This is a genomic window from Arenibacter arenosicollis, assembly GCF_014397245.1.
Taxonomy (GTDB): domain Bacteria; phylum Bacteroidota; class Bacteroidia; order Flavobacteriales; family Flavobacteriaceae; genus Arenibacter; species Arenibacter arenosicollis.
The window spans coordinates 1-13,121 of the sequence record NZ_JACLHY010000027.1; the positions used below are offsets into that span (position 1 = coordinate 1).

The 13,121-nt window shown below is 36.6% G+C and carries 7 protein-coding genes; 4 read left to right on the top strand and 3 right to left on the bottom strand.

Features of this window, described 5'->3' with window-relative positions:
* Positions 1 to 157: 157 nt before the first annotated feature.
* Positions 158 to 565 (top strand): response regulator, encoded by a 408-nt coding sequence (locus tag H4O18_RS18915; RefSeq protein WP_187587557.1) that lies wholly within the window; start codon positions 158 to 160, stop codon positions 563 to 565.
* 188 nt (positions 566 to 753) lie between these two features.
* The gene (locus H4O18_RS18920) at positions 754 to 4,941 is read left to right on the top strand and encodes a PAS domain S-box protein (protein WP_187587559.1); all 4,188 of its coding nucleotides are present in this window, start codon (positions 754 to 756) and stop codon (positions 4,939 to 4,941) included.
* 248 nt (positions 4,942 to 5,189) lie between these two features.
* On the opposite strand, the gene H4O18_RS18925 is transcribed toward H4O18_RS18920, so the two are convergent.
* Positions 5,190 to 6,860 (bottom strand): response regulator, encoded by a 1,671-nt coding sequence (locus H4O18_RS18925; protein WP_246474446.1) that lies wholly within the window; start codon positions 6,858 to 6,860, stop codon positions 5,190 to 5,192.
* A 635-nt stretch (positions 6,861 to 7,495) separates the two neighbouring features.
* On the opposite strand from H4O18_RS18925, the gene H4O18_RS18930 reads away from it, so the two are divergent.
* A complete protein-coding gene (locus H4O18_RS18930; protein WP_187587561.1) occupies positions 7,496 to 8,401 on the top strand; it encodes an amidohydrolase family protein in 906 nt (301 codons plus the stop codon).
* Positions 8,402 to 8,673: 272 nt separating this feature from the next.
* Here H4O18_RS18930 and metE read toward each other — a convergent pair whose 3' ends face one another.
* Positions 8,674 to 10,998 carry a 5-methyltetrahydropteroyltriglutamate--homocysteine S-methyltransferase gene (metE, locus tag H4O18_RS18935; protein WP_187587563.1) on the bottom strand — a complete coding sequence of 775 codons (2,325 nt, stop codon included), beginning with the start codon at positions 10,996 to 10,998 and terminating at the stop codon, positions 8,674 to 8,676.
* A 156-nt stretch (positions 10,999 to 11,154) separates the two neighbouring features.
* Here metE and H4O18_RS18940 point away from each other — a divergent pair, with 156 nt between their 5' ends.
* Complete coding sequence (locus H4O18_RS18940) at positions 11,155 to 11,616, top strand: Lrp/AsnC family transcriptional regulator (RefSeq protein WP_187587565.1); 462 nt, start codon at positions 11,155 to 11,157, stop codon at positions 11,614 to 11,616.
* 168 nt (positions 11,617 to 11,784) lie between these two features.
* Here the strand turns inward: H4O18_RS18940 and H4O18_RS18945 are convergent, their stop codons facing one another.
* Complete coding sequence (locus tag H4O18_RS18945) at positions 11,785 to 13,095, bottom strand: APC family permease (RefSeq protein ID WP_187587567.1); 1,311 nt, start codon at positions 13,093 to 13,095, stop codon at positions 11,785 to 11,787.
* Positions 13,096 to 13,121 lie beyond the last annotated feature (26 nt).

A 13,121-nucleotide genomic window follows, 5' to 3' on the forward strand; every position in this document is an offset into this window, starting at 1 on the left:
TGATAAATAAACTGGAGTTCAGGATAAGCTGTAGTTGGAAAGTCCACCATTTCAACGAAAAAACACGGATTTATTGTCGATTAAACAGAATAAATAACAATATTTGGAGTTAAAGTATCATACCTAAATCTAGTGATAATTTAACTATTCCCCCGAAATGTATCCAAAGAATGTATTATTAATTGAAAACAGTATGCTAGATGCCATACTGATCAAGGATTGCCTCCAGCAAAATGGAGATTTTTGCAATATAAATTTATTCGAAGATGGATTTGAAGCCATTTTGCATATTGGAAGTATACTACAGAATAAAAAAAATGAAATTCCGGATCTAATTATTGCAAATGAGGATCAGATTATAATTAACGGAGTTAACCTCTTATCCAAAATTAGCGATTTAACTAATATTTATATCCCCGTGATAATATTGACTTCTTCGGGTTCCGAATTGCATCCACACTTTAATAAACATAGTTATTGTTACCTCAATAAACCCTTGGAAATAAAAGAGTTTTTAAGAGTAATTAAAGAAGTGAAATATTATTGGTTAAGTCTTGTAAATTGATCGTAGTTCTTAAATTCCGATAGACAATTATTTAAAGTTGGTTATGTAGTTCAACTTATCTATCGGAATTACGAAATAAGTAAAGGTATATTCCAGTATTATAATATAATGGTCATTACGAAATTATTATACACCCTTGTCAATGACATGTATCAAAATGGTTTCTTTAAATTAAACAACAGTTTGTAGTGTTTAGAAAAAGAATTGAATTGTTCCCCACGTTTCCAAAATTGGAGGTTCCACTAAGGAACTATAATGAAATATGTCAATTGGCCTCTTTTGTCATCGATTCCCCTTCGATCAAGATTGAATTTTTAAAGTTGCCTATCGGATTGGAAAGTGAATTTAATGGTGAACATTCCCTATCCCAAATAGAAAAACAAGTTTTGGACCATCTGGACATGTCACCTAACGAATTACTTGACTTAAAGGAGATCAAATTTGATGAATTAATTGATAGTTCCGCAAACCTGGACAAAGCTCCTCCCGTGAATTTGATCATAGCCACTTTAGTTGATTCTGATAAAACTACCTTGGGCATTGTTTGTTTCCATACTCAGGAAACCTTAACCCTCAGTAAACAACAAACAGAACTGATCAAGGCATTGGCCAATCAAACGGTTCCCTTTATTACACTTCAGAAGGAAAAGATAAAAACCCTATCTCCCAATGCTTTCTTTGACAACATTAACATTAACCTAAGTAATTACTCCGAAGTTAATGGGACCGCTAGTTGGGAGTTCGATATTGCAACCAATAACCTGTGGTTAAGTCCCTTGTTCTTTGATATGCTTGGCTATAAACCTGATGAGCTCAAGCTGGAGTCGATTGATAATTGGGTCGATCTGGTCTTCTTTTTAGATCAAGATAAATTGAGAAATATTTGGCAAAAGTGGAGTAATAATGATTTTACACAAAATGAATTTGAATGCCGGGTAGTTCACAAATCCGGTGACCTTGTTTTTATTAATATTGAGGTCAATAATTCTAAGATCAATGATGATAACGAACTTATTTTCTTTGAAGGTGACATACAGGATATAACTACCCAAAAGAAGGTTTGGCAACAAATTGAACTTATAAATCCAAAGTTTACCTCCGTAATCCAGGCCGGATATAACTGGATGGCAGTCGTTGACTTAAATGGAAATTATTCATACGCCAATTCAACCTTAAAATCGGCCGTGGGCTATACGACCGAGGAATTAATGGACAAAAGCTTTTTTAGTTTTGTCCATGATGGGGAAAGGGAGAAAGTAGCCAATTATTTTTCAAAATTTTTGATAAATGAACCTTTTGTATCCAAACCTTTTAGATATCGACACAAAAGTGGTACGTGGAAATGGCTAGAAATTTTACTCATCAATTTAAAGGATGACCCCATGATTCAGGGTGTGGTAGTCAATGCCAGGGACATTACCGAAAGGGTACTGACAAATAAGAAAATAAAAGCTTCCGAGGAAAAGCACCGTTTGCTTTTTAATTCCAGTCCATACCCTAAATATATTTTGGAGACAGGGAGTTTACGAATCTTGGATGTGAATGAGGCCATGTTGAAATTTTATGGTTACTCTCGGGAGGAGTATACTACTATGACCGCCCTGGACCTAAGGCCACAGGAGGAAGTGAATAAATTATTGGAAGGTATAAGGGAGTTCCAATTGCAGGATAAAACCCTTAACTCTGGAATATATGTACACAAAAAGGAGAATGGTGAATTGGTGAAAATGGAGATTGTTGGGCAACATGTAACCATTAATGGAGTAAAATGCATCCTGGTCAATTGCACCGATGTAACCGATAAGGAACAATATTTAGAAGAACTAAGACAATCGGAACAAAAATTAAAAAGGGCCTCGGTTATTGCCAAACTTGGCTATTGGAATTTTGATGACTTAACCTTATCGTTCTCCGAGGAAGTATATAAAATTTGGGAAAGGAATCAGGATTCCAATGAATTTAATTATGATTCCTTTTTGGACACCATTCATCCCGATGACCGTGAAGCTTTTATTGATCAAAACAAAAGATCAATTGCACAGAATGAAAACTATGACTTTGTGTACAGAATTGTATTGCCCAATAACTCTGTAAAATGGATACATCAGTTGGGACAGCCTGTTCAAGGTAACGATCATGGTACTAAGAAGTTTGAGGGCACTTTACAAGATATTACCCAACGAAAAAAGGAAGAACAACATTTGAGATTGTTGGAATCCGTGGTAACAAACACCAAGGATGCGGTATTGATTACTGAAGCGGAACCTTTTGATCGGCCAGGACCTAGAATTTTGTACGTTAATGATGCCTTTACTGAAATGACAGGATATACTCCTGAAGATGTAATCGGTAAAACACCTAGAATTTTACAGGGACCGAGATCGGATAAGGCGGAACTAAAACGATTGGGTAGGGCAATGCGACGATGGGAACCATGTGAAATTACTGTAGTAAATTACAAAAAGAATGGTGAGGAATTTTGGGTAAACATGTCCTTAACTCCTGTTGCAGATGAAAAAGGCTGGTTCACACACTGGATATCCATTGAGCGGGACGTAAGTGAACAAAAAAACCAGGAGCTTTTAAAAAATTTAATAATTGACATAAGTGTATTGTTCAGTTATGAAAAGGACCTGAAATCATGTTTATTAAGCGTTTTGAGTTATTTAGCTGACTTCGGTGAATATGCATTTGGTGAAATATGGCTGCCTAATTCGGAAAACACCCAATTAAAACTCTTTGTCAATGATCTTAATAGGAATACTGAAAACCTGTCATCCAAGGGCGAGCGAAGTGATACCATTTTTGAATGTACAGAAGGCTTGGCCTACTCCGTATGGCAAAGGGAGGTAATGGAAATATGGGATACCGAGGAATTAAAGGGGATAGAAATAAGTGGAATTCTTAAGGATTCGGGAGTATCAAGCCTTGTTGGCATACCACTCGTTCACAATGAAAAATTTTTTGGTGTACTTAATTTGGGATTGGACGCTAAATCTAAGCGCCAAATTTTACAAGGTGAACGCTGCCAGGAGATCTCAAACCATTTGGCTGCTGAAATAAAAAGAAAACTGCTTGAAAATGAACTTGATCATATATTTAGTTTTGCTCCTGATATTTTGTGCAAGGCTGGATATGATGGGTATTTCAAAAAAATAAATCCGGCTACTTCAAAGCTTTTGGGATATTCCGAGGAGGAATTACTTTCCAAACAAATTATTGAGTTCGTTCATCCCGAGGATCGGGAAAAAACTAGAAACCAACAAATGTTCTTATACGAGGGCAATTCCTATAAATACTTTGAGAACCGTTATATCACTAAAAAGGGAGATATAATTTGGCTTAGTTGGACGGCTAGGCCAATTCCAGAGGAAGATGCCATATACGCGGTGGCCAAGGATATTACTGAAAACAGGGAGCTTAAAAATATTCTTAATGAAGTAACGGACTTAGCCCTTATAGGGGCATGGGAACTGAATTTAAAGAGAGGCCATATCTATTGGTCCGAAATGACAAAAAAAATCCATGAAGTGGATGTAAGTTTTTCTCCGACCATTGAAAGTGTACTGGGATACTGCCAAAATCCTGAAACTCGGGAAATAGTTCTATTACATATAGAAAATGCCTTAAAAAGAGGAAAATCTTGGGATATGGAACTTGAAATAGTTACGGCAAATGGGAACCAACGCTGGGTTAGAATGATTGGAAAACCAGATTTTATCAATGACGAGTGTGTAAGAATTTTTGGAAGTTTTCAAGATATCAATGACCTAAAAACTTCTCAAATAGAAGTTGAATCGGCCAACAATGAAAAGAACAGTATTCTAGAGAGTATTGGGGATGCCTTTATTTCAGTTGACGATGGTTGGGTGGTAACCTATTGGAATAAAATGGCGGAGGAATTATTTGGTGTTCAAAAAGCAAACATAATCGGAAATAATATTTGGAAGGCCTTTGAGAATATTGTGGACCCCAAAGTCTTTGTAAAACATTACATGGACCTTAAAAAAGAAGAAGCGGCCTACTTTCAAGAATATTTTTCAGAATGGAACAAATGGCTGGAAATTAGTGTTTATCATTCGGAAAACGCTTATTCACTATATGTAAGGGATATAACCGAAAAGCTTCAGAGCCAAATTGCCGTTGAACAGCAAAATGAAAAATTAAGGGAAATCGCATGGACACAATCCCATGTGGTACGGGCCCCATTGGCCCGATTAATGGGGATCATAGATTTGCTCAATGAAAATTCTGTAGATGAGAATGAAAAGAATCTATTACTTGACCATGTATACTCCTCTGCGGTGGAATTGGATACCATAATCCAGGAAATTGTCCATAAATCCCAGGCTGTAATTGCAAATCAAAAACCTTAAAAATAAAAATTTTAAGGGTAATTGGTCATTGCCTGGTATAGTCGTGGACCTATGTTTATTATAAAATTCTCAATGTGTTTAAGGGGTTACAAGAATCGATACTACCTCGAATTGTAAGTCAGTTTTTTGCTCGTAATGTATTTCACTTCTAAAGATTTTACAGCAATGATTCCCAATATACTTTTAGTTTGAATACTTCCTGATTATAAAAATAATAATGAGATAATTACCAGGCGGAATATCAAAGATTAGTTATCCAAAACTTCCTCTATTCTATTGAGCAGGTTTTCAGGATCAAAAGGTTTAAAAATGAAGCCGTTCATACCGCTTTGTAATATTTTGTTTTTCACTTCCAGGAATACTGAGGCCGATAACGCCAAGATAGGCAAAGTGCTATTGAATTTTCTAATTTCCCTGGAAGCGGTATAACCGTCCATTACAGGCATCTGAATATCCATTAGTACAGTATCGAAGTTATTTTCCTGAACCATATCTACTGCATTTTGACCATTATAGGCCACATCTACTACTAGATTAGCCTTTTCCAATATCTGCTTGGCCACCATAACGTTAATGAGATTGTCCTCAACCAACAATATTTTTTTTCCCTTTAAATCGTGTACTTTTTTATGGATAATTTGATCCAACTCTCCGCTCGAGGCCAATTTTAATTCCAAATCGAAATAAAAGCGACTTCCTTTTCCTGGATCACTTTCAACTTTTACCATGGAACCCATGGCCTGAACTATACTCTTAACAATCGGCAAGCCAAGTCCGGTGCCACCATATAAGCGATTTGTACTACTGGAGGCCTGGGTAAATGCTTGCCATATTTTTTCCTGTTGCTCTTTATATATACCAATTCCAGTATCCAAAATTTCCGTACGCATAAGAACGGTACCATTGGATTCTTCTTGCTTGACAATTTTTAAGGTAACACTCCCTTTGTCGGTAAACTTAATGGCGTTGGAAATAAGATTATTGATTACCTGATTAAAGCGGACAATATCCAGCCAAACATTGGGAAGTTCTTCATCAATTTCCAATTCCATGGTAATTCCTTTACGCAGACAACTGGGCTCGTGAATTTTTTTTATCTGCCTAACTGCGGCCATAATATTGGTTGGAATGGGGTCAAGCTCAATTTTAGTGGATTCCATTTTACTAAAGTCCAAAACATTATTGAGCAGGTTCAACAATATTTTTCCCGAATAGTTCAAGGCATCTATATTCTCTTTTTGATCCTCCCGTGGATTGGAATCTCCCAATATATGTGATAGGCCGGTAATTGCGTTAAGGGGAGTCCTAATCTCATGGCTCATCATACTCAAAAACTTGGACTTGGCATTTGATTCCTCAATGGCCTCTTCCCTTTGATCATGTATTTTGGAATAAAATCCATTGTTTATATATGAGAAATATATCAATTGAAAGGTTACCAAGACAATGGTGGTTAAAATGGAAATGGGATATATATACATCCCCGACTTTTCCGCATCCATATGTACAGTGGTAAAGAGGTCAAAATTCGTAAAGTACAAAAGGAACCAAAATATTAAGGACATCCCAGAGAAGAAACCTATGAGGAATCTTTCCCTTCTAAAGGAAAACCATACAAATGGAAGACCCACGGAAAACAGCAATATAAATTCTGCACTACCAGCCTTACCAACAAAGGAGGCCGTCAGTGCAACTCCTAAATTAAAAATGATTAAATAGATACACCTAGCCAAGGTAAGATTTCCCATTTTTGAGATAATAGCAGAAAGGATAAAAAAAGGAACAGCTGCCATAAGGTAAACGCTCAATTCCTGCATATCCAAGCTTCTTGTTACAAAAAACCAAATTAGGGAGATTACTGTGGTCAATAATGAAAGGGTAAAGACAAGTTGCACTCTTCTTAAAGAGAATTCAGACATAGTTTCGGGGATTAAAGAATCGTAAATATAATTAACGTTTGTTAAAAACAAAACAGCTTGTATCTACCATCAAACCATCAGTTTTTGCAATTCAAGAATTTTTTGAAAATGCTCAACGTTCCTTTTTTAGATCAAGCCTTTGTCCTAATATCTTAACAATGAAGTCGGTAATATAGAATGTCCCAATAAGATCATGCAGATAGCTAACCTTATAGAACTGTCTGTTAAAGGACCTTGGAAAAGACATGAGCCTACTATGTATAGGGCATACTAAATTAGAAACCAGAACTTTTCTTTATTGGCCTAAGTTTCCTTTACCCAATGACTTCAACGCTATCACCGGAGTAAATGGAGATGCAAGATGTTTAGAAAAGCTAATATTAGGTTCTAACATGAAAAAGGGTAAAAAATCCTTAGAATTTCGTAACTTCATTCTTCGATAATTGTCGGGTATAATAATAAAAAGTATTTCGCCACAAAAAATAAACGATAATAAAACAGACGTTTATTTACCCCCCCCCCTCCTCCCTCGGATTGATCAGAAACCCATTTTTTGAGCTATCATGTATTTGGGTATATACCTTGATAAAAGTTGAAATTCAACATTATCGATTTCACAAACAAAATCAATACCAATGAAAACATTACATGTCCTTTCGATCTCCTTGTTTTTTGGATTGTTATCGATCAACTTATTTGGTCAAGACCGGCTTCCCATTATCGATATGCATATGCACACTGGTGCCCCATTGGATTTGCCGGCCGGTGCTCCAGCTCCTTGTCTGCCTCAGCCCTGCGATAGAAAGGGACAGGCTACGGATGGTCCATCTGATAACCTTGAAAAGACGCTCGAAGCAATGGATCGCTATAACATTGTTAAAGGGTTTCTAAGTGATATTGATCTGAATCTGCTACAGGAGTGGTCAAAAGCAGCACCCGGTCGCTTCATTATATCCTCGTTTATTCTCGATCCGGCAAAGACTTCCTTGGATGAACTTAGAATGGAGCTAAAAGCCAAACGAATGGGGGGAGTTGGTGAGATTGGATCCCAACTTATTGGTATGCCTCCCAACGATCCCAGGCTTGATCCATATTTTGCATTGGCTGAGGAATTTGATGTTCCCGTACTCATTCACACTGAAGGAATTGGTCCGCCACTGCCCAGTTTTCGGACCGTTGCGGGTAGCCCACTCTTACTTGAGGAGGTGTTGGTCAACCACCCGAAACTTAGGATTTTTGTGGAAAATTCCGGCTATCCTTTTCTGGATGAAATGATTGCCATGATGTACCAGTATCCACAATTATATGGAGATTTATCTACAATCACTTGGATTATTCCTCAAAGCGCATTTTATGATTATTTGAAACGGCTCATTAAAGCTGGTCTCGGAAAACGATTGATGTTCGGGTCAGATCAGATGCGCTGGCCTGAAATGATTGGGAAGGGAATCGATGCTATCAAAGAAGCTGATTTCTTAACGGACGAACAAAAAAGAGACATCCTGTATAATAATGCCGTTAGTTTTCTTAAAATGAACTAGTAGGTTAAGGAACAACTGACTAGAAGATCGTTTTTTAGGCCAAGATTTAAATTTAACCTATAACAGAAGCAATGGAATAAAGCGGCGTTGGTCAAACACATCCCGAGTACAATTAAGAAATTTATCATTTGGTGGATACAAATAGAGTTCTTTAATTTAATTGGTTTGTATAAGCCACCAAAAGTACTATCCCCTAAATTATATTTAGGGGAATAACACGTTGGTTTAATGCTGATCATTTTTTTTTAGAAAACATATTTTTTTAAATAGTACTATTCAGCAGAAGTTGCTAATGATAAGGTGCGCATTTTTTTGGCTACATTTACTAAATTGATCAAAGCGGATTCTGTTTCAGGCCAATCCCTAGTTTTAAGTCCGCAATCAGGATTCACCCAAATATTTTCTTGAGGCAAAAGTTCAGTTGCTTTTAACAACAACAATTCCATTTCTTTTTCAGTGGGTATCCTTGCTGAGTGTATATCATAAACTCCTGGACCTATTTCATTGGGATACTTGAACTTGACGAAAGCATCCAGTAATTCCATTTCTGATCTGGAGGTCTCAATAGTAATAACATCAGCATCCATATCCGCTATGTTCTTTATTATATCATTGAACTCGGAATAGCACATGTGGGTGTGTATTTGTGTACTGTCCTCTACCCCGCTTGAAGAAATCCTGAAGGATTCCACTGCCCAATTCAAATATGAATCCCAATGCTCTTGGCGTAAGGGAAGTCCCTCTCTTATAGCGGGTTCGTCTATTTGAATGATATTAACCCCTGATTGTTCCAAATCTTTGACTTCATCCCTTATAGCTAAAGCTATTTGCTTACAAGTGGTGGCCCGAGGCTGATCATTCCTGACAAATGACCACTGCAATATGGTCACTGGACCTGTAAGCATTCCTTTAACAGGTTTTTTTGTCAGGGATTGGGCAAAGGAGGTCCATTTAACGGTCATGGGCTTAGATCTATAAACATCGCCAAAAATTATTGGTGGCTTTACACATCGACTACCGTAACTTTGGACCCATCCATAACTGGAAAAGGCAAATCCATTTAGCCTTTCACCAAAGTACTCGACCATGTCATTTCGCTCAAACTCACCATGCACTAGGACATCCAGACCGATATCCTCCTGGAAACTAATGGTACTTTCCGTTTCTTTCTTAATGAATTCATTATATTCCTTCAAGCTTATCTCTTTTTTTTTGAGTCTACCTCGCCAACTTCTAACTTCTTGGGTCTGCGGAAAGGAACCAATGGTAGTAGTCGGGTACAACGGGAGATTTAACTTTTTAACCTGTTTGGCCCTGCGAATTTGAAAAACATTGTGGCGCTTACTGTCTTTGGAGGATAATTTATTTACTCGGTTTTTAGTTAAAGGGTGATGTATGGACTTTGAGTATTTTCTTGCTTCGAAAATTCGTTTATTTTCTTCAAGATTTCTAATTGCCCATTCTGACTTTGGATATAATACCAATTCTTTCAAGACAACCAGTTCTTTAACTTTTTGTTTTGCGAAGGCCAACCATTGCTTTATATTTCCGGGAAGATTTTCCTCATTCTTTTCCAAATCTAAATCACAAGGGGAATGTAAAAATGAACAAGAACCTGAAATCCAAAGGTTATCGGTATTTACTTTTTCCAATGCATTTTTTACTATAACTAAAGAATCTTCGAAATTATTCATCCAAACGTTTCTTCCATCCACCAACCCTAAGGATAATATCTTTTTGCCATCAAAATAAGGTGACTTCAAAATATCATCCAACTGTAAGTGACATCTGACCAGATCAAGGTGAAGCCCAGAAACGGGAAGTTGTAATACCATTTCTAAATTGTCCCCGTAACAGTCAAAGTAATTGGTTAGTATTATGTTTAATTGAGGGTACTTTTCGGCAATATTGGAGTATAGTTTTTTTACAGCGTTCTTTTCTCTATCACCAAGGTCTAGTGCCAAACAAGGTTCGTCCAATTGAACGTATTTTGCACCAGCGGAAATCAATTGTTCCAGTAATTCGAAAAAAATGGGCATTAGCTTATCTAACAGGTCCATTCTATGGAAACCACCCTCCTTTTCTTTACCAAGAAAAAGATATGTAACAGGAGAAATCAACACTGGCTTGGTTAATATTTCCAAAGAAAGGGCTTCCTTAAATTCATCAACGGCCTTAGTGGAATACAGTTCAAAGGATTGGTCTTTTGTAAATTCAGGGACCAGGAAATGATAATTGGTGTCAAACCATTTCGTCATTTCCAATGCGGTTACATCATAACCGTCTTGTTGCAGTCCCCTTGCCATGGCAAAGTATAGATCTAAATCCGATTTGTTTTTTTTTATTCCAGCAATTCTTTTGGGAATACTACCATAGGTCATGGTAGCATCCAATACTTGATCGTAAAAGGAAAAATCATTGGATGGAATCATATCTATTCCAACTTCTTGCTGCAATAACCAGTTTTCTTTACGAATTCCTTCACCTACTTGATTCAATTCTTCGGCAGAAATAGCCCCTTGCCAATATTTTTCAGAGGCTTTTTTTAAAGCCCTGTTCGCCCCAATTCTAGGGTAACCTAAAAGGTTTGTTTTCATAATTTATTGTTTGTATAATTCCTTACAAAGCTTGTATTTTAGATTGTAAATTCTAAATTTGTTCCATTATTTAGAAGAAAACACTATGAATTATAGGTATAATAGCTGTTTAATCTTTTTAGATGAAATATTAATGAATTAAAAGAATAATATTCTATGAATGATTTGGATAGAATTGATTATCAGATTTTAAATTTGTTGCAGACCAATTCCAACTTAACGACCAAAGAATTGGCGAATAAGGTAAATTTATCCACTACTCCTGTTTTTGAGCGGGTGAAACGTTTGGAGAAAAATGGTTATATAAAAAAGTTTGTGGCTGTTCTTGATGCGGAAAAACTGGACAAAGGGCTCACCGTATTTTGTAATATTACCCTTAAACAGCACACCCGGGAAATTGGCCATAAATTCGTTAAGGATATTATAGCAATTAAAGAGGTTACTGAATGCTATAATGTATCTGGAGATTATGACTTCTTGCTAAAAGTAATGGTAAAGGATATGAAGCACTATCAGGATTTTGTCTTAAATCATCTTGGGGAAATAAAAAACATTGGTAGTGCACACAGTACTTTTGTCATGGGCGAAATAAAAAATACCTATTCAGTGCCAATTTAATGGGAGGGCTAAAGTAATGGATGGGGCTTATGACTATTTTTTTATTGGGGAATAAGCTTCTTTTATTAGAAGGCTTATCATTTACATTGTTATGTACTTTTTATTTGTGAGGAAATATATAAAGTAGTCGTCCATAGAGTTCATATAAAATGACATCACAACAGTTAATTACTTTTTTAAGACATTGTATCCAAAATAATAGATAATCGATAAGAAGACTATAAATGCGACTATACCCGCCAATTCATTAAATGACAGATTGGATAAAAAGAATAAAATAACCAAAACAGCCAAAATTGGGACAAGATATCCTCCTGGGATTCTAAATGAGTCTTTGGACAATTCAGAATCTTCCTTATTTTCTTTTTTTCTCAATTTTATCACAGCAATTGCCACTCCCAAATAAATAAGTAGAATAGAGGCACTAGATAGAATTGCCAATTGCTTGAATCCACCTAATGAAGCAAATAAAAAGCACAGTCCAACATAAATTATAATTGACACATATGGCGTAGAAAACTTCTTGTGAACTCGAGATGCAATTTCAATTGGAATTACTTTATCCTTTGCGGCCCGATATAGCATCCTTGGCATACTCAATATTTCACTACTCAAATTTCCGAACATGGATACTACAGCTCCAATGGTTATCAAAGTAAACCCTATTGGTCCAAAAATCTTGCTTGCCACCTCGCCCAATGGATTTTCTTGGAAACTGGCCAATGTTTCCCCCAATACTCCCTGGGCAGCAGTTTGGATCATTATATAAATTAGCAATACCACCGTAATACTTATCAGTATGGCCCTTGGTATAGTTTTATTGGGATTCCTTACCTCTCCACTTACCGAAAGACCAGATTCCGCACCTTGGAAAGCAAAGAATAGTATCAAGGATACTTCTCCAACATCCATAACCGTTGGGGTAAAATCCCATACCAGATTTACAATGTCTACTTTCGACCATGCCAAAAAAATCAACACCATTAAAGGAGCAATTTTAGTAATGGTAATTAGTTTCACCAATCTTATTCCTTCCTTGACCCCAATTACATTAATGTATCCTAGGCCTGAAAAAAGACAAAGAAAGAAAAATGTTTTAATAATTCCTCCCTTAAAAAAGGGGTTGATAGAACCCATAATATCAACAATTGTATTGGCAACTGCTGCATCTGCGGATATAGTTGCCACTAGAAAAAGAACAGCCGCAATAAAACCAAAATACTTGCCAAAGACTCCTTCAATATAGGCATATGCCCCACCTGTATCGGTTATCTTACTGCCAATTTCGGCAAAACACAGCATGACTAAAGAAATCAATAATCCACAAAAAAGATAAGCCAATACACTTGCTGAACCAAGGCCTGCAGCCACAACGGCAGGCAAAACGAATATTCCGGCACCAATCATTATATTGATCAAATTGGCACTTAGGCCCCAAGTTCCTATATTTCTTTTTAATTCGTCAGCTGGCTCTTTCATAGATTAACATTCAATTATACAATGAT

Coding starts and splice junctions, on each gene's coding strand:
- H4O18_RS18945 (WP_187587567.1), bottom strand. CDS start 13,095: ATGAAAGAGCCAGCTGACGAATTAAAAAGAAATATAGGAACTTGGGGC.
- H4O18_RS18915 (WP_187587557.1), top strand. CDS start 158: ATGTATCCAAAGAATGTATTATTAATTGAAAACAGTATGCTAGATGCC.
- H4O18_RS18925 (WP_246474446.1), bottom strand. CDS start 6,860: ATGTCTGAATTCTCTTTAAGAAGAGTGCAACTTGTCTTTACCCTTTCA.
- H4O18_RS18940 (WP_187587565.1), top strand. CDS start 11,155: ATGAATGATTTGGATAGAATTGATTATCAGATTTTAAATTTGTTGCAG.
- H4O18_RS18930 (WP_187587561.1), top strand. CDS start 7,496: ATGAAAACATTACATGTCCTTTCGATCTCCTTGTTTTTTGGATTGTTA.
- metE (WP_187587563.1), bottom strand. CDS start 10,998: ATGAAAACAAACCTTTTAGGTTACCCTAGAATTGGGGCGAACAGGGCT.